At 59.5% G+C, this 20,608-nt stretch carries 18 protein-coding genes and 1 pseudogene; 13 read left to right on the top strand and 6 right to left on the bottom strand.

Annotated features, from left to right (window positions below; all coding sequences use genetic code 11):
• Window positions 1-5 precede the first annotated feature (5 nt).
• The 7 genes from atpG to LOY67_RS28215 all read left to right on the top strand — a co-directional run bounded on the left by atpG (window position 6) and on the right by LOY67_RS28215 (window position 8,343).
• A complete protein-coding gene (gene atpG, locus LOY67_RS28245) occupies window positions 6-866 on the top strand; it encodes a F0F1 ATP synthase subunit gamma (protein ID WP_003187188.1) in 861 nt (286 codons plus the stop codon).
• 27 nt (window positions 867-893) lie between these two features.
• A complete protein-coding gene (gene atpD, locus LOY67_RS28240; RefSeq protein ID WP_024777789.1) occupies window positions 894-2,270 on the top strand; it encodes a F0F1 ATP synthase subunit beta in 1,377 nt (458 codons plus the stop codon).
• A gap of 45 nt (window positions 2,271-2,315) precedes the next feature.
• The gene (locus LOY67_RS28235; RefSeq protein ID WP_024777790.1) at window positions 2,316-2,741 is read left to right on the top strand and encodes a F0F1 ATP synthase subunit epsilon; all 426 of its coding nucleotides are present in this window, start codon (window positions 2,316-2,318) and stop codon (window positions 2,739-2,741) included.
• A 114-nt stretch (window positions 2,742-2,855) separates the two neighbouring features.
• The gene (glmU, locus tag LOY67_RS28230) at window positions 2,856-4,223 is read left to right on the top strand and encodes a bifunctional UDP-N-acetylglucosamine diphosphorylase/glucosamine-1-phosphate N-acetyltransferase GlmU (protein ID WP_265065374.1); all 1,368 of its coding nucleotides are present in this window, start codon (window positions 2,856-2,858) and stop codon (window positions 4,221-4,223) included.
• 205 nt (window positions 4,224-4,428) lie between these two features.
• A complete protein-coding gene (locus LOY67_RS28225) occupies window positions 4,429-5,205 on the top strand; it encodes a DeoR/GlpR family DNA-binding transcription regulator (RefSeq protein WP_265065373.1) in 777 nt (258 codons plus the stop codon).
• A gap of 1 nt (window position 5,206) precedes the next feature.
• Window positions 5,207-7,039: a glutamine--fructose-6-phosphate transaminase (isomerizing) gene (gene glmS, locus LOY67_RS28220; RefSeq protein ID WP_265065372.1), complete on the top strand. Its 1,833-nt coding sequence runs from the start codon at window positions 5,207-5,209 to the stop codon at window positions 7,037-7,039.
• Between the two features lie 146 nt (window positions 7,040-7,185).
• Window positions 7,186-8,343 (top strand): ATP-binding protein, encoded by a 1,158-nt coding sequence (locus tag LOY67_RS28215; RefSeq protein WP_265065371.1) that lies wholly within the window; start codon window positions 7,186-7,188, stop codon window positions 8,341-8,343.
• A 7-nt stretch (window positions 8,344-8,350) separates the two neighbouring features.
• Here the strand turns inward: LOY67_RS28215 and LOY67_RS28740 are convergent, their stop codons facing one another.
• The 4 genes and pseudogenes from LOY67_RS28740 to LOY67_RS28200 form a co-directional block, all read right to left on the bottom strand.
• Window positions 8,351-9,235, bottom strand: a complete 885-nt coding sequence (locus LOY67_RS28740; protein WP_413776236.1) for a methyl-accepting chemotaxis protein — start codon at window positions 9,233-9,235, stop codon at window positions 8,351-8,353.
• Window positions 9,209-10,228: pseudogene (locus LOY67_RS28735) on the bottom strand (cache domain-containing protein); the annotation flags it as partial. The pseudogene LOY67_RS28735 and the gene LOY67_RS28740, both read right to left, overlap by 27 nt.
• A gap of 185 nt (window positions 10,229-10,413) precedes the next feature.
• Window positions 10,414-11,121 carry an NUDIX hydrolase gene (locus tag LOY67_RS28205; RefSeq protein ID WP_265065369.1) on the bottom strand — a complete coding sequence of 236 codons (708 nt, stop codon included), beginning with the start codon at window positions 11,119-11,121 and terminating at the stop codon, window positions 10,414-10,416.
• Entirely contained in the window at window positions 11,111-11,668 is a 558-nt protein-coding gene (locus LOY67_RS28200; protein ID WP_265065368.1) for an adenylyltransferase/cytidyltransferase family protein, read from the bottom strand. The genes LOY67_RS28205 and LOY67_RS28200 overlap by 11 nt, the downstream gene beginning before the upstream one ends.
• Before the next feature lie 183 nt (window positions 11,669-11,851).
• On the opposite strand from LOY67_RS28200, the gene LOY67_RS28195 reads away from it, so the two are divergent.
• From LOY67_RS28195 to nudK, 4 genes are all read left to right on the top strand, one after another.
• Window positions 11,852-12,499 carry a nicotinamidase gene (locus LOY67_RS28195; protein WP_265065367.1) on the top strand — a complete coding sequence of 216 codons (648 nt, stop codon included), beginning with the start codon at window positions 11,852-11,854 and terminating at the stop codon, window positions 12,497-12,499.
• A 9-nt stretch (window positions 12,500-12,508) separates the two neighbouring features.
• Window positions 12,509-13,738: a nicotinate phosphoribosyltransferase gene (pncB, locus tag LOY67_RS28190; protein WP_265065366.1), complete on the top strand. Its 1,230-nt coding sequence runs from the start codon at window positions 12,509-12,511 to the stop codon at window positions 13,736-13,738.
• A 1-nt stretch (window position 13,739) separates the two neighbouring features.
• Window positions 13,740-14,573 (top strand): ammonia-dependent NAD(+) synthetase, encoded by an 834-nt coding sequence (gene nadE / locus LOY67_RS28185; protein WP_265065365.1) that lies wholly within the window; start codon window positions 13,740-13,742, stop codon window positions 14,571-14,573.
• 64 nt (window positions 14,574-14,637) lie between these two features.
• A complete protein-coding gene (gene nudK, locus LOY67_RS28180) occupies window positions 14,638-15,234 on the top strand; it encodes a GDP-mannose pyrophosphatase NudK (protein ID WP_265065364.1) in 597 nt (198 codons plus the stop codon).
• On the opposite strand, the gene ftrA is transcribed toward nudK, so the two are convergent.
• On the bottom strand, window positions 15,191-16,231 hold the full coding sequence (ftrA, locus tag LOY67_RS28175; RefSeq protein WP_265065363.1) for a transcriptional regulator FtrA: 1,041 nt from the start codon (window positions 16,229-16,231) through the stop codon (window positions 15,191-15,193). The two genes, nudK and ftrA, sit on opposite strands and share 44 nt — an antisense overlap.
• Before the next feature lie 88 nt (window positions 16,232-16,319).
• On the opposite strand from ftrA, the gene LOY67_RS28170 reads away from it, so the two are divergent.
• Together LOY67_RS28170 and LOY67_RS28165 are read left to right on the top strand one after the other, a co-directional pair.
• Window positions 16,320-17,063, top strand: a complete 744-nt coding sequence (locus LOY67_RS28170; RefSeq protein ID WP_265065362.1) for a hypothetical protein — start codon at window positions 16,320-16,322, stop codon at window positions 17,061-17,063.
• Between the two features lie 64 nt (window positions 17,064-17,127).
• Window positions 17,128-18,117 carry an aspartate-semialdehyde dehydrogenase gene (locus LOY67_RS28165; RefSeq protein ID WP_265065361.1) on the top strand — a complete coding sequence of 330 codons (990 nt, stop codon included), beginning with the start codon at window positions 17,128-17,130 and terminating at the stop codon, window positions 18,115-18,117.
• Between the two features lie 17 nt (window positions 18,118-18,134).
• Here the strand turns inward: LOY67_RS28165 and LOY67_RS28160 are convergent, their stop codons facing one another.
• Window positions 18,135-20,348: an LTA synthase family protein gene (locus LOY67_RS28160; protein ID WP_265065360.1), complete on the bottom strand. Its 2,214-nt coding sequence runs from the start codon at window positions 20,346-20,348 to the stop codon at window positions 18,135-18,137.
• Window positions 20,349-20,608: the final 260 nt, after the last annotated feature.

Genomic DNA, 20,608 nt, shown 5'->3' with positions numbered 1-20,608 from the left:
GTTACATGGCAGGCGCAAAAGAGATTCGCAGTAAGATTGCGAGCATCAAAAGCACGCAAAAGATTACCAGCGCCATGGAAAAAGTGGCGGTCAGCAAAATGCGCAAGGCACAAATGCGCATGGCTGCTAGCCGTCCTTATGCGGAGCGCATCCGCCAGGTGATTGGTCATCTGGCCAACGCCAACCCGGAATATCGCCACCCGTTCATGATCGACCGCGCCATCAAGCGCGTCGGTTACGTTGTGGTGAGCAGTGACCGTGGTCTGTGCGGTGGCTTGAACACCAACCTGTTCAAGGCCCTGGTCAAGGACATGGCGGTAAACCGCGAACAAGGCGTCGAGATCGATCTGTGCGTGGTAGGTAGCAAGGGTGCGGCTTTCTTCCGCAACTTCGGCGGTAACGTCGTCGCCGCTATCAGCCACCTGGGTGAAGAACCGTCGATCAATGACCTGATCGGCAGCGTCAAGGTGATGCTGGATGCTTACCTGGAAGGCCGGATCGACCGCCTGTCCGTGGTATCCAACAAGTTCATCAACACCATGACGCAACAGCCGACCGTGGAGCAGTTGATTCCATTGGTTGCGACCCCGGAACAGGAACTCAAGCACCACTGGGACTACCTCTACGAACCGGACGCCAAGGAGCTGCTCGACGGCTTGATGGTCCGCTACGTGGAGTCGCAGGTGTACCAGGCGGTGGTCGAGAACAACGCAGCTGAACAAGCCGCGCGGATGATCGCGATGAAGAACGCTACCGACAACGCCGGTGATCTGATCAGCGATTTGCAGCTGATCTACAACAAGGCGCGTCAGGCTGCGATCACCCAAGAGATCTCGGAAATCGTCGGCGGCGCTGCCGCGGTTTAACGGTTCAAATATTCAGAGGATCCAGCTATGAGTAGCGGACGTATCGTTCAAATCATCGGCGCCGTTATCGACGTGGAATTCCCACGCGACAACGTACCGAGCATCTACGACGCCTTGAAGGTTCAAGGCGCCGAAACCACCCTCGAAGTTCAGCAGCAGCTGGGCGACGGCGTGGTTCGTACCATTGCGATGGGCTCCACCGAAGGCTTGAAGCGCGGTCTGGACGTCAACAACACTGGCGCAGCCATCTCCGTACCGGTCGGTAAAGCGACCCTGGGCCGGATCATGGACGTACTGGGCAACCCGATCGACGAAGCGGGTCCGATTGACACCGAAGAGCGCTGGGGCATTCACCGTCCTGCGCCAACCTTCGCTGAACAAGCGGGCGGCAACGAGCTGCTGGAAACCGGCATCAAGGTTATCGACCTGGTTTGCCCGTTCGCCAAGGGCGGTAAAGTCGGTCTGTTCGGTGGTGCCGGTGTAGGCAAGACCGTAAACATGATGGAACTGATCCGTAACATCGCCATCGAGCACAGCGGTTATTCCGTGTTCGCCGGTGTGGGTGAGCGTACTCGTGAGGGTAACGACTTCTACCACGAGATGAAGGATTCCAACGTTCTGGACAAAGTGGCACTGGTCTACGGCCAGATGAACGAGCCGCCGGGAAACCGTCTGCGCGTAGCCCTGACCGGCCTGACCATGGCCGAGAAATTCCGTGACGAAGGTAACGACGTTCTGCTGTTCGTCGACAACATCTACCGTTACACCCTGGCCGGTACCGAAGTATCCGCACTGCTGGGCCGTATGCCTTCGGCAGTAGGTTACCAGCCGACCCTGGCTGAAGAGATGGGCGTGCTGCAAGAGCGCATCACTTCGACCAAGCAAGGTTCGATTACCTCGATCCAGGCGGTATACGTACCAGCGGACGACTTGACCGACCCGTCGCCAGCGACCACCTTCGCCCACTTGGACGCCACCGTCGTTCTGTCCCGTGACATCGCTTCCCTGGGTATCTACCCAGCGGTAGACCCACTGGACTCGACTTCGCGTCAGCTGGACCCGAACGTGATCGGCAACGACCACTACGAAACCGCTCGCGGCGTTCAGTACGTGTTGCAACGTTACAAAGAACTGAAGGACATCATCGCGATCCTGGGTATGGACGAGCTGTCGGAAGCCGACAAGCAGTTGGTAAACCGTGCTCGTAAGATCCAGCGTTTCTTGTCGCAGCCGTTCTTCGTGGCTGAAGTCTTCACCGGTGCCTCGGGTAAATACGTTTCCCTGAAAGACACCATTGCTGGCTTCAAAGGCATCCTCAACGGTGACTACGACCACCTGCCAGAACAAGCGTTCTACATGGTCGGCGGCATCGAAGAAGCGATCGAGAAAGCCAAGAAACTGTAATCCCGGCGCCCGGAAACGGGCGCTAATTTAGGTTGAGGCAATCAGATGGCTATGACAGTCCATTGCGATATCGTCAGTGCGGAAGGGGAAATCTTCTCCGGTCTGGTCGAGTTTGTGGTTGCGCATGGTGAGCTGGGTGATCTTGGTATCGCCCTGGGTCACGCACCGCTGATCACCAGCTTGAAGCCAGGTCCGATTAGTCTGACCAAGCAGGGCGGGGAAAAGGAGGTGTTCTACATCTCTGGTGGTTTCCTCGAGGTTCAGCCGAACATGGTCAAGGTCCTTGCCGACACCGTGCAACGTGCTGCCGACCTGGACGAAGCCTCCGCTCAGGAAGCCGTCAAGGCTGCCGAGAAGGCCCTGCACGAAAAAGGCGCAGACTTCGACTACGGTTCCGCTGCTGCACGTCTGGCCGAGGCTGCAGCCCAGCTGCGCACCGTCCAGCAGATCCGCAAGAAGTTCGGCGGCTAAGCCGTCTGCTTTCTGTGCGATTGATTAAAAAGGGTAGCCTCGGCTACCCTTTTTTCTTTTCGCGACTCTCATCAGTCGGTCGCAGTCATTGACCACCCAGGATTGGTACCCGTCATGTCTCTTGAAATCGTTATCCTCGCGGCCGGCCAAGGCACCCGCATGCGTTCGGCGCTGCCCAAGGTACTGCATCCGATCGCCGGCAACTCCATGCTGGGTCATGTTATCCACAGCGCCCGTCAACTTGATCCACAGCGCATTCACGTGGTGATCGGCCATGGCGCGGATGCTGTGCGGGAGCGCCTGGCGGCCGATGATCTGAATTTCGTCCTGCAGGATAAACAGCTCGGCACAGGCCATGCGGTGGCACAGGCCGTGCCGTTCATTACCGCCGATACGGTGCTGGTTCTCTACGGTGATGTGCCGCTGATTGAAGTCGACACCTTGCAACGCCTGCTCAAGCACGTTGCCCCGCAGCAACTGGGCCTGCTGACCGTCGAACTCGATGACCCTACCGGCTACGGTCGTATCGTGCGCAACGCCGACGGCCAGGTCACCGCCATCGTCGAGCAGAAGGATGCCAACGAAGCCCAACGGGCTATCACCGAGGGCAACACCGGGATCCTGGCATTACCGGCCGAACGGCTGGGTGACTGGATGAGTCGTCTGTCGAACAACAACGCCCAGGGCGAGTACTACCTGACCGATGTGATTGCCATGGCGGTGGCGGACGGCCTGGTGGTCGCCACCGAACAGCCCCTGGATGCAATGGAAGTGCAGGGCGCCAATGATCGTCGGCAACTGGCCGAGCTGGAGCGTCACTATCAGTTGCGTGCGGCTCGCCGGCTGATGGCCCAGGGCGTGACCCTGCGCGACCCGGCCCGTTTCGATGTTCGAGGTGAGGTCCAGGTGGGCCGCGACGTGGTCATCGACATCAACGTCATCCTCGAGGGCAAGGTCGTGATCGAAGATGACGTGGTCATTGGTCCGAACTGCGTGATCAAGGACAGCACCCTGCGCAAGGGCGTGGTCATCAAGGCCAACAGTCACCTTGAAGGCGCGATCATGGGCGAAGGCAGCGACGCCGGGCCGTTTGCCCGGTTGCGTCCCGGCTCCGTGCTGGAGGCCCGTGCCCATGTGGGTAACTTCGTCGAGCTGAAGAACGCCCACCTGGGGGAGGGCGCCAAGGCCGGTCACCTGACCTATCTGGGTGACGCTGAAGTCGGCGCCCGCACCAATATCGGTGCCGGCACCATCACCTGTAATTACGACGGCGCGAACAAGTGGAAGACGGTGCTGGGTGAGGATGTGTTCATCGGTTCCAACAACTCGTTGGTGGCGCCTGTGGATATCTCCAGCGGCGCGACCACGGCGGCCGGTTCGACCATTACCCAGAATGTGGATAACCGCCAACTGGCTGTAGGTCGTGCACGCCAGAAGAATATCGACGGCTGGAAGCGTCCGGAAAAAATCAAGAAACCTTAAAGTTATCCACACCGTCCTGTGTGCGAGCCTGCTCGCGATGGCGTTGTATCAGTCGATGACTACTTGGCTGATGTACCGCTATCGCGAGCAGGCTCGCTCCCACAGGACCTCATTCTTTCTGAATTTTTCTCCCTTCGCCTTGACGATCGCAGCGCAATAGGTTTTGATTGCTTACGTTATCTTTCGAATCGAAACTTAAGCTGCCATGTCAAAGCGCAACACCCCCCAACGCCGCCACAACATCCTTGCCTTGCTCCAAGAGCAGGGTGAAGTCAGTGTGGACGAACTGGCCAAGCGCTTCGAAACCTCGGAAGTTACGATTCGCAAGGACCTGGCCGCCCTGGAGACCAACGGCCTGCTGTTGCGTCGTTACGGTGGCGCGGTCCCGATGCCGCAAGAGTTGGTGGCCGAAAACGCGCAGAGCATCTCCAGGTACAAGCAAGCCATTGCCCGGGCCGCTGTGAAGCGGATTCGCGAACATGCGCGAATCATCATCGACAGCGGCAGTACCACCGCCGCCATGATCCCTGAACTTGGCCTGCAACCGGGATTGGTGGTGATGACCAACTCCCTGCACGTCGCCAGGGCCTTGAACGAACTGGAACACGAACCGGTGCTGTTGATGACCGGCGGCACCTGGGATCCGCATTCCGAATCCTTCCAGGGCCAGGTGGCCGAACAGGTCCTGCGTTCCTACGACTTCGACCAGCTGTTCATCGGTGCCGACGGCATCGACCTGGTCCGTGGTACCACCACCTTCAACGAACTGCTGGGGCTGAGCCGTGTCATGGCTGAGGTTGCCCGTGAAGTGATCGTGATGGTGGAGGCCGACAAGATCGGTCGCAAGATCCCCAACCTGGAACTGCCGTGGAGCAGCGTCCATACCCTCATTACCGATGATCGCCTGCCCGTAGAGGCCCGCGATCAGATTCAGGCCCGCGGCATCCAGGTGATCTGCGCGTCTGTCAGCCAGGAGAAATAACATGTGTGGAATTGTCGGCGCCGTTGCTGAACGCAACATCACAGCCATCCTGCTCGAAGGCCTCAAGCGCCTGGAATACCGTGGCTATGACAGCGCGGGTGTGGCGGTGCTCACCAACGACGGACAGCTTGCGCGCATGCGTCGGCCGGGCAAGGTCAGCGAGTTGGAACAGGCGCTGGAAGCCGAGCCGCTGATCGGTCGCCTGGGCATTGCCCACACCCGTTGGGCTACCCACGGTGCGCCATGCGAGCGTAATGCCCACCCGCATTTCTCCGGCGACCTGGCGGTGGTGCACAACGGCATCATCGAGAACCATGAAGCCCTGCGCGAACAGCTCAAGGCCTTGGGCTACGTTTTCACTTCGGACACCGACACCGAAGTCATCGCCCATCTGCTCAATCACAAGCTCAAGGAACTGATGGACCTGACCGTAGCCCTCAAGGCGACCGTCAAGGAACTCCACGGCGCCTATGGCCTGGCGGTGATCAGCGCGAAACAACCGGATCGCCTGGTGGCGGCCCGCAGTGGCAGCCCGTTGGTGATCGGCCTGGGCCTGGGGGAGAACTTCCTGGCGTCGGACCAGTTGGCGCTGCGTCAGGTCACTGACCGTTTCATGTACCTGGAAGAAGGCGACATCGCCGAGATTCGTCGCGACAGCGTGCAGATCTGGGATCTCGATGGCCAAGCGGTAGAGCGCGAGACCGTGCAGTACCGCGACGGCGCCGAAGCCGCCGACAAGGGCGAGTTCCGCCACTTCATGCTCAAGGAAATCCACGAGCAACCCGCCGTGGTGCAACGTACCCTGGAAGGGCGCTTGAGCCCGAGCCAGGTATTGGTCCAGGCCTTCGGCCCACAGGCAGCCGAGTTGTTCGCCAAGGTTCGCAACGTGCAGATCGTTGCCTGCGGCACCAGCTATCACGCCGGCATGGTCGCCCGTTACTGGTTGGAGGAGCTGGCCGGTATTCCGTGCCAGGTGGAAGTGGCCAGTGAATTCCGTTACCGCAAAGTGGTGGTGCAACCGGATACGCTGTTCGTCACCATCTCCCAGTCCGGTGAAACCGCCGATACCCTGGCGGCCCTGCGCAATGCCAAGGCCCTGGGTTTCCTCGCCAGCCTGGCGATCTGCAACGTCGGCATAAGCTCGCTGGTGCGCGAGTCCGACCTGACCCTGCTGACCCAGGCCGGCCGCGAAATCGGCGTGGCTTCGACCAAGGCTTTCACCACCCAGTTGGTCGGTCTGTTGTTGTTGACCCTGTCGTTGGGTCAGGTGCGCGGGACCTTGGCCGAGGGCGTCGAGGCGAAGCTGGTGGAAGAATTGCGTCGCCTGCCGACCCGTCTGGGTGAAGCCCTGGCGATGGACAGCACCGTGGAAAAAATCGCCGAACTGTTTGCCGAGAAGAACCACACCCTGTTCCTGGGCCGTGGCGCGCAATTCCCGGTAGCAATGGAAGGCGCCCTGAAGCTCAAGGAAATCTCCTACATCCACGCCGAAGCCTACCCGGCCGGTGAGCTCAAGCACGGCCCGTTGGCCCTGGTGGACAACGACATGCCGGTGGTCACCGTGGCGCCGAACAACGAGCTGTTGGAAAAACTCAAGTCCAACCTCCAAGAAGTGCGCGCCCGGGGTGGCCAGTTGATCGTCTTCGCTGATGAAAAAGCCGGCATGACCAACGGCGAAGGGACTCACGTCGTGCACATGCCGCACATCCACGACAGCCTGGCGCCGATCCTCTACACCATTCCGCTGCAACTGCTGTCGTACTACGTGGCCGTGCTCAAGGGTACTGATGTCGATCAGCCGCGGAACCTGGCGAAGTCTGTGACGGTGGAGTGAGGGGCGCGAGTTTGCCGGAGAGGTTGAGCGACTATAATCGGTCTATAGTCGCTCTATAGTTCTCTATAGTTCTCTATAAATAGCAAATCACGGCGAATAATTGGTCTATAGTCGCTCTATAGTTTCCTATAGAAGAGGCCCTTCCAATGGCTGAAATTTTCTACCATCGCCCTGCTTTGGCTGCCCGCCTTTCAAAACTGATCATGCAGGTCGCCATCGGTAGCGCTGCCAGCTCGGGCGTCTTCCTGGCGGCTCCTCGACGTACCGGCAAATCAACCTTCGCCCGAGAAGACTTGCGACCTGCGTTGGAAGAAGCGGGAGCGATTGTCCTGTACGCCGATCTCTGGAAAGACCAGACAAAAGATCCCGGTCTAGTCATTGTGCAGGCGGTCCGGGAGGCTGTTGGGCGCAGCGAAGGATTCGTGACGCGTCTGGCGAAGAGTGCTGGCATGGAGAAAGTGAGCGTTGGCGGCCTGAGCTTCAGTCTGGACAAGATCGGACTCGGCAAAGATATTGATTTGACCACGGCGCTTGCAGCGCTCTCGGATGAATCAAAAAAGATCATTGTCCTGATCATCGACGAAGCTCAGCATGCGATCACCACCGATGAGGGCGTAGCGGCCCTGTTCGCATTGAAAGCGGCGAGGGACGAGCTCAATAGTTCGAAGCATCATGGCCTGCGCATCGTTTGCACAGGATCGAACCGGGACAAGCTGGCTATGCTGCGCAACAGCAAGGATCAAGCGTTTTTCGGAGCCTCTATGGTGCCGTTCCCAACCCTGGATCAAGACTTCATCAACTGGTTCTGCGCCAATGTTGACCTTCCCCATCCGCTCGATCCCTGCAATGTGTTCGAGTTGTTCAAGGAGAGCGGCTACCGACCTGAGTTGCTCGGTGCTGCCGCAGACGAAATCAGGTTCGATTTCGCATTAGACCCGGAAATCGTCCCACAGCGGTTCGCCCTGCTGGTTCGGGCGCAAGCTGATGAACTCAACGCAGACCTGCAGAAAGTGATTCATAGCCTGACGCCTATCCAGTCCGCCGTCATCCGCGTCATGAGCGCCAAGGGCGAAAGTTATGCGCCCTTCGAAGCTCCTACGATAAACCTGTACGCGAAAGCGATGGCGCAGGCCGGTATCGCAGAGAGTGACATAAAGGTAGAAGTGCCCGGCGTTCAGCAAGCGCTTCTGGCCCTTCAGGAGAAGAAATTGGTCTGGAAGGCTTCGCGTGGAGTCTATGCGGTAGATGAGCAGGTGATCGTGGATCTGCTACGGGATGCAGGCTTGCTCGAAGGCCTGTCCTGAATCACCTTCAGATCTTGAAGGTGTTGACCATCTGTTGCAGGCGAATCGACTGTTTTTCCAGTTCATTGCACGCCTGCAAGGTGGATTGCAGATTGCCGACCGTCTTCTGGTTCAGGTCATTGATGTGGCTGATGTCGCGATCCAGATTGTCTACCACCGAGGTTTGTTCCTCAGTGGCAGTGGCCATGGACAGGTTGATCTCGTCGATCTCGCCAATGCCCCGCAGCACTTGATTAAGCCGTTCACCGGCAAGCCTCGCGGTAGTGACGTTGGTGTCGCTGTGACGCTGGCTTTCCAGCATGGCGTTGACGGCGTTGCCGGCGCCGGCTTGCAACTCCTCGATCATGTTGTGAATTTCCTGCGCCGATTGTTGAGTGCGATGGGCGAGGGTGCGCACTTCGTCCGAGACCACGGCAAAACCACGTCCGGCGTCTCCGGCACGGGCGGCCTCGATAGCGGCATTCAGGGCCAGCAGGTTGGTCTGGTCGGAAATGCCCTTGATCACGTCGAGGATCCGGCCGATTTTCAAGGTTTTCTCATTCAGGCTTTCGATGTCCTGGCGGGTATTGATCACCTGTGATGAAAGCTGTGCCATGGCGCTGATGCTGCGCTCCACCACCTGCTGGCCTTCCTGGGTCTGGTTCTTGGTATCCGAGGCGCGGCTTGACGCATGAGCGGCGCTACGGGCGATCTCCTGGGCGGCGGCGCCCAGTTCGTTGATGGCGGTGGCGATGTTATGGGTCAACGCCGCTTGGGTGTCGGAGCTTTTCAGGGACGAGTGCGATGCCTGGCTGACCTGCGCAGCCAGTTGGGTGAGTTGGCTACTGGAGGTCAGCACTTCGCGGATCGAATGCTGGATGCGTTCGACGAAGCGGTTGAAGCCGCCGGCCATCACGCCAAACTCGTCCTGGGACAGGCTGTGCAGGCGTTGGGTCAGATCACCCTCGCCATCGGCGATGGATTGCATGGCCATGCCCATATTGCGTAATGGCCGCATCAAAGCGTTTATCAACAGACCGAGCAAACCGATGGTGACCAGCACCGCAATCAGCGTCGCAATCAGGGCCGAAGTGCGAAACTCATGGAGCGCGGCGTAGGCTTTATCCTTGTCCACCGACAAGCCGATGGACCAGTGCAACGACGGCAGGCCGTTGATCGGTGTAAATGTGACGATCCGAGTGCTGCCGTTTTCCTGTACTTCATTCAGATTGTCGTTGATAGCCGGAGCGCCTTCGGGGAACGCCTGGGCCAGGGTCTTGGTGACCAGTGCGCTGTCCGGGTGCACCAGGATCTTGCCGTCGTCGCTGACCAGGAAGGCATAGCCGATGCCGTTGAGATCGACGGAGTTGACGATCTTGGCAAGCTTTTCCAGGCTCAGGCTCGCCCCGAATACGCCGGCTGCCTTGCCATCGATTTTGATCGGCACCGCCTCGGTCATGATCAGGTAATCGATGCCGGCACCGATGTAGGGTTCGGTCAGCACCGGGCTGAGAGAGGCAGCCGCCTCCTTGTACCACTGGCGTTGGCGAACATCGTAGCCATCGGGCATCACCCGCTCGGGATAAATGAAGAAACGGCTGTCTTGGAACCCGACATAGCTGGCGATAAAGGTCCTGGTGATGATGTCTTGGGCGAGCATCCTGCCGACGGTCGCCGGTGTGGGGGCGGCGGCGATGGTTTGGGCGGCACCCTCGATCAACAGGAGCCGACCGGCCAGCCAGTTGTCGAGGTTGGCACCGAGCAACTTGCCCGTGGTCTGCAAACTGCTGTGCAATGCGTCGCGGGTGCTTGCTTGTTGTCGATGGTCATTGAGCAGTGAGAACGACAGGAATACTGCCACCGAGATGACACAGGCACCGAGAAGGATCTTGTGACCGAATTTCATACTGATGCCCATGAATCACGCTCGTCAGGTCTTGTTTTTATGAGTCCCCGCCAGGGTGGGGCGAAGATTTGACGAGTGGACAGGTTTTGTCGAACTAGAAAAGATGATGGGCAATCGTAAGAATTTTTATGGCATCAAGTGACGCAGATGCGCGCTTGCCGGGACCTCGGATTCCGGACTGAGCATCACTCCAGAAAACACCGGTCAAAAAGGTAAACGCTACCCGGCTTGAGGTTTTCCACTGTGCGTTGTGGACGGCCACCGTCACCGCTTTTCTTGCGGCCGGTTTCCTGCAGGTAGCCTGCTTCGGTCATCTTCAGCAGACGCTGGCGCATGCTGGTCTTGAGCACCGGACGCTCGAGTACCAGGGAAAAAATCCCCACGGCTTCCGGCGCGCTGAATTCCGGACCCAGGAACATCAGCGGCAGGCTGCTGTAGAGCGCTTTGGAGAACAGTCGCTCCTGTACGGCAGCCACCAGGCTGTTGTGGTCGAAAGGGAGTCTTGTCGTGGCGTCAGCGACGTCTTTGAGCGCAAAGAATCCCTGGTACTCGGCGAGCGGGGGCGTGTCGCTGACAATGGCCAGATAGAACGTCGACGATGACCAGCAACGTGGATCGCGGAATGCGTCGCCGACGGTACCGACCTGTTCGATCCAGGCCAGCGGCATGCCCACTTTGTTCGAGTTGCGCAGGCGCTCCACGGCGTCGTTCAGTGTGAGATCTTCGACCCCTCCGTTCACCACGATCCCAGGCAGCGCCCAGTGGCCGGTGAACGGCTCGGCCTCCCTGCGGTTCAGGAGGATTTCAAGGGCCTGGGCTTCCCGGTTGAAGCGCAGCACACAGAGGTCGATGGTGTGCAGATAATCGCGCGCGGGGGCTGTACTAGTGGGCATGTCGATTTCCGTGGGTAGCGTAAAGATCGTAGTTTAACGGGTTCATGCCGGGAGCCATCCAGTCGGTGGGAAGCGGCTCGCCCAGGGCCAATCGTTCGCGAACCAGCGTGCTGCGCACATGAATCTTTTCCTCCACACAAAGGATGGAAAAGCGCTCCAGTAATTCCTGGCCGCGATAGAAGGTCGGTAACAGATCCGCGACGTCCTGACCCACCACCAGCGCTATCCGCTTGCCGTCCAGAGCCAGGCTGTCGGCGAGGTGAGCAAGCAGGATGTAGCTGTAGATGGCGCCTTCGACGCCACGTGCCACGACCTGCTCGACCCGGCTTGCCTGCACTTGCGCGCAACACAGTGGCTGAACGTGCTCGACGATCGACTCCAGCCATTTCAGGCGGACTTCATAGTCAACCATTCGCTTGCTGTAGGGATGCCGGAGGCTTGGGGCGACCAGCACGCGCCTGGCCTGGAATGACGCCTGGATCATCACCTGGGCGTGGCCGGCATGCGGGGGATTGAAGGCGCCGCCGTAAAGGGCCAGTTCGAACATGGTTTATCCTCTTTGGGTACACGACATGTACCGTATCATCAAAATCGTGTTCGACGAACTGTTCTGATCCGGTTTTATTGTTATTTGGCATTGGGAAAGCATCCGGCAAAATTCTTTTTCACAGTGACTTGTCACAAAAGTACACGTTATGTACTCTCGTTTCCGTGAACAGGAGAAACCAGCATGAATAGCCTGAACCGTAAGACGGCTTCCTTCGATGTCGATGCGCAAAAGAGCTTTACACCGCTTTGCCCTGATGAGCTGCCAGTGCCTGGTGGCGAGCAGATTGGCGATGAGCTGAATTTCATTGCTGCCCTGGCCAGCCTGCGCGTCGGCAGCAAGGATGCCCATTCGCCTCAGGCGCCATGGGTGGTTGCCGAGCATTCCCAGATGCTCGCACCGACCGGGCTCGAGCATGCCGACCTCACTTGGGTCAGCCACTGTGTCCCCGGCACCGAAGGTTTCACCTTGCTGGACGAATTGCCGACCCCTTACGACTACGACTATTTCGTCTGGAAGGGCGTCGAGCCGGATTTGCACCCGTACGGCGCCTGTTACCACGACCTGCACGGCAAGCTGTCCACCGGGGTGATCGAGTACCTGAAAGGTATGGGTGTGGAGCAAGTCCTTGTCGGTGGGCTGGCGCTGGATTTCTGCGTCAAGACCACGGCCCTGCAACTGGCTACCGCCGGCTTCAAGGTGATCGTTCACCTGCCAGCCTGCCGGGCCATTAGCGAGGAGGGCGCCACACAAGCCGTTCAGGACCTGCAGCAAGCGGGGGTCTGGATTGCCAGGACCCGCGAAGAAACCGTCCGCCTGGCAGGCGAGTAAGGAGCACACATGGACAGCGCATTCGATTCAAGCAACGGCGTCATCCAGGGCCTTCTGGATACCGACTACTACACCTTCACCATGATGCAGGCGGTCTTGCACCAGCACCCGAACGTGGAGGTGGAGTATCAGTTCATCGTGCGTTCCAAAGAGCGGCTCGGTCACCTGATCCCGGACATTCGTGTGGAGCTTGAGAAGCTCGCCGGCTTGCAGTTGCGCGAGGGGGAGCAAAGGTTTCTGTTCAACAAGCGTTTTCGCGAGTACCTGACACCGGACTTCGAACAGTTCCTCGGCCTGTTTCGCTTCAATCTGCGCTACATCCACGTGTCGGAGGTCGACGGCCAACTGCATATCCGCGTCCGCGGTCCGATGTTGCACTGCATCATGTTCGAGCAGCCGGTACTGGCGATGGTCAGCGAACTGCGCAACCGCGAGAAGTACCCCGAAGTCGAATTGGCCGACGTTACCCGCAAGCTGTACCAGAAGTTCGAGTGGCTGGAGAAAAACGCCAGTCGTGAAGAACTCGCTGAGTTCCGTGTTTCCGACTTTTCCACCCGCCGTCGGCTGTCCTTCAGGGCGCAACGTGAAGTGGTGAATATTATGCGCAGTGATTTTCCAGGTGTGTTTGTCGGCACCAGTAACGCTCACTTGGCCTACGAGTTCGATCTTCCGCTGATTGGCACGATGGCTCACCAATGGCTGATGGTCCATCAGCAACTGGGGCGCTTGCGCGAGAGTCAGAACGCGGCCTTGGAGAACTGGGTGCGCGAGTATCGTGGCCGGCTCGGCATTGCACTGACGGACTGCATCAGCACCGACTTCTTTCTCAAGGATTTCGACCTGTACTTCGCCAAGCTGTATGACGGGCTGCGCCAGGATTCAGGTGACCCTATTGCCTGGGCTGACAAGGTGCTGGGGCGTTACCGGGAATTGGGTGTCGACCCACGGACCAAGGACCTGATGTTCTCCGATGGCCTCAATTTCGAAAAATGCTTGCCGATCCTGCGTCATGTTCGCGGCAAGGCCAGGTTCGGTTTTGGCATGGGCACCAGTCTGGCCTGCGATGTCGAGGGGGTCGAACCGCTGAGCATTGTCATGAAACTGGTGCGCGTCCACGGCGAGCCGGTGGTGAAGTTCTCCGATGACCCGATCAAGAACGTCTGTGAAGATGTTTCGTTCCTTCGCTATGCCGCCCAAGTGTTCAACGTCGCCCTGATCAATCCACAGCTGGGAGCCTGATATGACTTCACTTCAGCAAGAGCGTATAGCCCGGGAACTGGGCATCGATCGCCAACTCAAACAGGGCGGTGAGCACCTCGAGATTGCCCGTCGCGTTGGGTTTATCAAGCAGGTTCTACGGGAGTCGGGTTGCATGTCCCTGGTGCTCGGTATCAGCGGCGGCGTCGACTCGCTCACCGCCGGGCGCCTGTGCCAGTTGGCCGTGGAGCAGCTGCGGAGTGAGGATTACGAGGCGCGCTTTATCGCCGTGCGACTGCCTTACAAGGCCCAGGCAGATGAACATGACGCTCAAGCATCCCTGGACTTCATCCGGCCTGACTTGATCACCACGAGCAATATTGCCGCGTGTGTGGATGGACTGATGGCCAATATCGCGATCGACGGTTTGCAGCCTTCGGCCGAACTCGCAGACTTTGCCAAAGGCAATGCCAAGGCCCGGGCACGGATGCTGGCGCAATACGCGATTGCCAATATGAGCAATGGGCTGGTGGTCGGAACCGACCATGGCGCCGAGGCGGTGATGGGTTTTTTCACTAAATTCGGTGACGGCGCATGCGACCTGGCGCCGCTGTCGGGGCTGACGAAGACTCAGGTGCGTTTGTTGGCCGACACCATGGGCGCTCCTGCGTACCTGGTGCGCAAGGCGCCGACCGCCGATCTGGAAGACCTGGCACCCGGTCGGTTGGATGAGGTGGCGTATGGCTGCAGTTACAAGGAGATCGATGCGTATCTGATGGGCGAAGAGGTGTCGCCTCAGGCTCGAGAAATCATCGAGCGCGCCTACGGCAAGACGGCTCATAAACGAGCATTGCCTCGCGTCCCGGCGGTATTGTGAACGACATCAAGCAAGCGTGAGCAGGTTTTCAAATGGAACCCTGGTCTCGAATGAAGGGGGATGAATGACACAGGCAATCAGCACCAAGGACCGCGTCCGCATCAAGAACGTCGAAGTCCTCTCGGACAACTGGTACGTGCTGCGCAAGACCACCTATGACTACCTTGGCCGCAACGGCCGGTGGCAAGAGTTGACGCGCGAGACCTATGACCGCGGCAACGGCGCCACGATCCTGCTGTACAGCAAGGCCAAGCAGACCGTGGTGCTGACCCGGCAATTCCGCTTTCCGGCCTTCGTCAACGGACATGATGACCTGTTGATCGAAACCTGTGCCGGCCTGTTGGACAACGACGATCCGCACACCTGCATCCGCAAGGAAACCCAGGAAGAAACCGGCTACGTCATCCAGAACGTGCGCAAAGTCTTCGAAGCCTTTATGAGCCCGGGTTCGGTGACGGAGCGGCTACATTTTTTCGTCGGCGAATATTTCGACGAAGACAAGCGACACGCCGGCGGCGGGCTGGAGGACGAGGGCGAGGACATCGAGGTGCTTGAGCTGCCGCTCGACCAGGCCCTGGGCATGATCGAGACGGGAGAAATCTGCGACGGCAAGACCATCATGCTGTTGCAGTACGCCAAGCTGCATCGGTTGCTGGATTAGTGTCAGCCGTTGCAACCCGGGCCGCTTGCTGGTGGACCTTCGCGCCGCCAAATCTTTCACGATAGGCCGAGGGCGGCAAGCCGACGGCGTTCCTGAACGCCGCCCGGAAACTTTCCACCGAGCGGTAACCACAGGCCTGCGCAATGCCGGTCGCGCTCTGATCGGTGGTTTCCAGCAGCTCCCTGGCCCGGTTCAGTCGTTCCTGTTGCAGCCAGGCTTTTGGCGAAAGGCCGGTGGTTTCGATGAAGCGACGCAGGAAGGTGCGCTCGCTCATGGCCACGCGAGCGGCCATGTCGGACACGCTCAGGGGCTGGTCCAGATGCTCGCGGATCCACTGCAGGACCTGGCTCAGTTCGTTGCGCGGCGACTTGCACACAGGCGCGACGATGAATTGCGACTGGCCACCGGTTCGCTGTGGCGCCATGACCAGGCGACGGGCCACCGAGTTGGCAACGTGGGTGCCGAAATCCCGGGCGATCAGGTGCAGACAGGCGTCGATGCCGGCGGCACTGCCGGCTGAGGTAATGATTTGCCCCGAATCGACATACAGTACATTCGGGTCCACCTTGATGAGAGGAAAGCGTTCGGCAAGCTCATGGGAAAACTGCCAATGGGTGGTCACCGTTTCACCGTCGAGCAGTCCGGTGGCGGCGAGTACGAAGACACCCGAGCAGATCGACAGCAAGCGGGCACCCCGGGCATGAGCGCTTCTGAGGGCATCGAGCAGCGCTTGCGGAGGCGCTTCGTGATAGCTGCGCCAGCCGGGAATGATGATGGTATCCGCGGTTTCCAGCTCTTCCAGCCCGGCGTCGACCGAGATCTGGATACCACCCAAGGCCCGCATGGGGCCCGGATCGACAGCGACGATGCGGTGGGCGTACCAGGCAACGTCCAGCTCCGGACGGGGCAGCCCGAATATCTCCAGCGCAATACCAAATTCGAAAACGCAAAGGCCCTCATAAACGAGAATTGCCACTGTTCCTGGGTGGGTGTGCATTTGGCGTAAAACTACCGTTTGTTGTCGTCTGCTGCACTGTAGCGAACAGTTCTGTCGTCCTACAATCGGACCATGGATGGAGCAATGAATGAGTAATCGAAAAGCAGGCCTGGTCTTGGCGGATGTGGAGCAGCAACTTTCCAGGCACTTCCTGGGTTTCCTGAACAATGACATTCGGATGAAGCAGGTTCGTAACGCGTTTCATCGAGATGGCTATTTCCACTTCAAGGAATTTTCATTTTTACCCGGCGCAATGCCGGAAGAGGTCCATGCCGAAGTGCATGGGTTGCTCGATGAATATTCGGCAGATCACGATGCAACCGTCCTGTTTATCCATGACCCCTACCGCAAGATCCATGTGATCCCTCAAGCGGAAATTGCCGAGGGCGGGGCAGTGATCCCGGCGCTCTACCACTCCGAGTCGCTACGCCACTTCCTCAGCAGCATCGCCGGCGAAGACTTGGCGTCCTGCCAGGACCGCGGGCAGTACCTGATCAGCAGGCTGAATCATCCAGACGATACCCACCGTTGGCATTGGGGCGATTACCCCTACACCCTGGTCTGGATCATCGAGGCCCCTGAGGACCCGGATGGCGGCGACGTACTGCAATGCGTGCCCTACAGCAACGGGAACCAGGATGACTTGCACGCATGGGAATACAGCCTGGAAAGCCCCGGCAAGGCCTGTCACCACCTCAAGGGTGATGTGTATTTCCTCAAGTCCGGTACCACCCTGCACCATCTGGTGCCGATTCAACGAAACGCCACGCGCATCATCCTCAGTACCAGTTGGAGGGTGGCTTCGGACGGCGAAGCGATGCCCTGTGCATAAGTAACCCTGATGACTCACCGTTTAGCGCCGCGCGGGATGCGTGCGGCTGGATAAGGAAATTGAAATGAAGAAAGTCGCGGTAGTGGGTTGCACCGGTGCGGTGGGCATGACCATGTTGCAATTGCTTGAGCACACCGATTACCAAGTGGTGTGCATGGCCTCCGAGCGTTCGGCGGGCAAGGGGTTGAAGGTGGGTGACACCGAGCACTTGATCGAACCCTTTTCGGTCGAAGGCTGTGCCTCGTGCGACATCGTTTTCCTCTGTGTGTCCGGGGCCTTTGCCCTGGAATACGGCGAGCGTCTGGCCGAGCACTCCCATGTCATCGATAATTCGTCGGCCTTCCGTTATCACCCGCAGATTCCACTGCTTGTACCGCCGATCAACGGCCGGCGCTACAAGGGGGAAAAACTGATCGCCAACCCGAACTGCTCCTCGGCCATTGCATTGATGGTACTGGGGCCGCTGCATGAGGCCTTCGGGCTGGAAAGCGCGATTATCTCCACCTACCAGGCCGCCAGTGGAGCAGGTCAGCCGGCGATGCTGGAGCTGCGGGAAAAGGCCAAGGCTTTCAGCGACTATGGCGATCAGGACCGCAGCGAGAATTTCGCCCACAACCTGGCGTTCAATGTGATCCCCCAGGTCGACTCGTTCGAAGACAACGGCTACACCCGGGAAGAAATGAAAGTGGTCTGGGAGCTGCGCAAAGTCCTCGACGAACCGGCGCTGGCCATCAGCACCACGGCGGTGCGGGTGCCGACCTTGCGCTCCCATGCCGAGGCCTTGAGCCTGCGTTTCCAGAAGCCTGTCGAGTCCCTCGAGCAAGTGCGTGAACTGTTGCGCAGCGCACCGGGTGTCGAAGTCGTTGATGAGCCCGCACTAGGCATTTACCCGATGCCCATGACCTCGACCCACAAGCACGCGGTGGAGGTCGGACGGATTCGCTACAACCTGATCTACGGTCAGCACGGGCTGGACCTGTTCATCAGTGGTGATCAACTGCTACGTGGTGCAGCGCTGAACGCATTCGAGATCATGCAATTGATCAACGATTGACCGGAGCTGCGTATTTTTCAGCTGGACTGGACCTGGCTGTCCTCCTGCATATCGTCCAGGTATTCGGGTTGGTCCGCCTGCTCCGGCAGTTCGGTCACGACGCTGAAGTCGCTGATCTCGATGGCACCCACCCCATGGCCCAACAGATGGAAGGAGAAGGCCTTGCGCGCTTGCGGGTTATCGAAACGGATGTTCATCACCAACGGTTGTTCGGGCGTCACCGCTACATCGGTCGGCAGTTCCATGGGCACATCCTGCTCGAACTCCTTGGCCTTGAGGGAAATGTAGGCCGTGTGGTCCGCCTCGATGGCGCGGATGCTCAGGCTGACGCGGGTCTGTGAACCCTTGGGCATTTCCAGGTACTGGGCGCCGATCAGGTTGTCGGTCCAGTCATTGGAAACCTGGGCCGGAAGCGGGATTTTTTCGGCGCTGCCGAACTGATAATGCTGGTTCAGCGGTGTATGCAGCAGGGTCTGGTCCAGGGCGGTTGCCCGGGCGCTGATCAGTCTGGCCCGCTGGCCGCTGTAGTGCCCTCCGTAGGTGGCGCGGTCGGCGATGAAACCTTTGCTGGCGTAATAGCGGCAACGCTGCAGGAAATCGCATTCGGTGAAGGTGCCCTTGCCGTCGTGGTAGCGCAGCATGCCATTGGTGAACGACATGATCTCCCGGCCCGTTGCGTAGTCCCTGAACATCGAGCGGCCGGACAACGACGCCGGCACCGGGAAGCCGAAGTAGTCGAGGATCGAGGCCGTGAGGTCCACGTGACCGTAGGTCCCCGACTTGATGCGGGGCAGGGGTTCCGGCGCCAGCGTCAGGTTGAATCCCCAGGATGACGCCAGGCGTACATCGTCGATGCCATGGGATTCGTCTGAAGTGACCACCACCAGGGTATTTTCCAGGACGCCCTGGCGTTCCAGGTCCGAGAGGAAATTATCCAGCGCATCGTCCAGATAACCCACGGCGGCCTGTTTGGCGGTGTCATAGCGTTGCAGGTAGTCATCCGGTGCGGAGTAGGGCTGGTGTGTGCCCACGGTCAGCAGGGTGAGCATCCAGGGTTTGTCCGTTTGTTGCAGTTGCCCGACGTAGTCCAGCGCGCCTTCGAAGAACGTCTTGTCGTCCTTGCCCCAGGGAAATTCCAGGTAAGCGGGCCGGGTGAACCATTCCATGCCCAGGGTCGTGTCGAAGCCGATGTGCGGCATGATCCGGTCCTTGGCCATGAACCGCAGGCCCGCACCCTGCAGGAAATGCGTGGCGAAGCCCTGCTGGCGCAACTGGGCCGGCAGGCAGGCCTGATTGCGCTGGGCCTGGTTGAGCATCTCGACGCCCTTGGGCGTGCCGTCGTCGAGTTTGTCGTAGTCGCCACACAGCATCGCGTACAGGCCGCGGATGGTCTGGTGGCTGTGCAGGACGTAATCGGGCGTGTTCATGCCGCGCTCGGCCCAGACACTGAGGCGCGGCATGGGGTTTTCCTGATAGCGGCTTTCCAGGGCCTGACGGTTGGCGCCTATGTAGGCACCGGGGATGCCTTCCAGGGCGATGACCAGGACGTTGCGTGCCTGGCCCGGCGCGGCCAGCAGTTTCTGTCCATCGAGGTCCAGCCGGGTAAGGCCTTCCATCGGCGGAACCTGGGCGTGCGCATCACCTTCCAGCCAATGCTGGATTCGGTCCTGTCCGGTTGCGACCGCGGCGGTGGCGAGTTGATGGGGCAGATTGAACACATTCCACTGGTCCGCCTCGGTGGGTCGCCAGGATTGCACGGTGCCGTGGACCAGCAGGAACAGCGCAGGCAATGCCCACGCATGGCATGGCAAGGGCGGTGCGTGGCGTGAACGACTTGCCCACTGGACCATCAGCCAGAGCGCTAGCGCTGTCAGTTGCAGCGCGGCCAACCAGGGATGGGCGAAGCCGCCGCTGCTGGAGTTTTCGACGAATTGCGGATCGGTCAGGTAATGCAGGTCCGAGGGGTTGGGCATTCGCCCGACGGCGCTGATCAACTCGATGTTGGCCAGCGTCAGCGCGGTCCAGGCCAGCAGCACAGGCAAGGCCAGCCAGAAGGGACGACGGTAAAGCAGCGTGAGCAGCAACCCGCCGATGCCCAGGTCCGACAGGTAGCCCAGCGGATCGGACCAGCCCAGTGCGAGACGCAGGGCGAGGGGACCGACCAGGAGCAGGCCGGCCAGGGTGATCAAGGGGGCGAGGGGATGGATGAATACGCGGTAAAGAACGTTCACAAAAACAGGCCTTGTACTGATCTACAACCAGCACAAATCCATGTGGGAGCGAGCCTGCTCGCGATTGCGATGGGTCAGTAATAAGGATGGCGACTGATTCACCGCTATCGCGAGCAGGCTCGCTCCCACAGGATTCTCTGCTGTTTATAGGTCATCGAATGTAATGATGGGCGCGATGGTACCAAGCCTGGTTGTCCGTGGCGGACCGGCCGGCTGCGCTACGCTGAGGTTCGCTTGCACAAGCCTCTAAGATAGCCGTG

The sequence above is a fragment of the Pseudomonas sp. B21-056 genome (assembly GCF_026016325.1).
Lineage (GTDB): Bacteria > Pseudomonadota > Gammaproteobacteria > Pseudomonadales > Pseudomonadaceae > Aquipseudomonas.
Note: the sequence above shows the minus strand (reverse complement) of the source record. Positions and strands in the feature narration are given on the sequence as shown.